Below are 429 nucleotides of genomic sequence, written 5' to 3'. Positions count from 1 at the left end.
CCCCGCCGCAAGCCAGCCCGCGGCTATCTGCCTGATTGCGACGTTCAGCTCTTTCGGGTCTTTCATGGTGTTGAGGGCGTGGTAGTCGGCAATGAAATACCGGGCCTCGTATTCCTTGGCAAGTTCCAGGGCGGGCTTTATTGCGCCGAAGTAGTTACCGATATGGAGGTCCCCGGTGGGTTTGATTCCGGTTAACGAGATTTTATTCATAATGGTTTAATCTATCGGGAATTAAAAAAACTGTAAAGCCAGTTACAGAGGACAGTAATCCAATAATACCTCTCACGCACACAAAGGCACAAAGAAACACGGAGGGAAGAATATATGGACTTCCTGCCTTCTCTTCCTCTATGTCTCTGTTTCTCCGTGAGGAGTATTACGGTATATTCTTATTCTCCGTTTCTCGTTGACTCCCGAGCCGCGCGGCTT

General features: G+C 49.2%; 1 pseudogene. It reads right to left on the bottom strand.

Annotation, left to right across the window (positions count from 1 at the left end):
• Positions 1-210, bottom strand: a pseudogene (locus tag ACYVRH_RS14730) (tryptophan--tRNA ligase); the annotation flags it as partial.
• Positions 211-429: the final 219 nt, after the last annotated feature.

It is taken from the genome of Treponema sp. R80B11-R83G3, from assembly GCF_054786115.1.
Note: the sequence above shows the minus strand (reverse complement) of the source record. Positions and strands in the feature narration are given on the sequence as shown.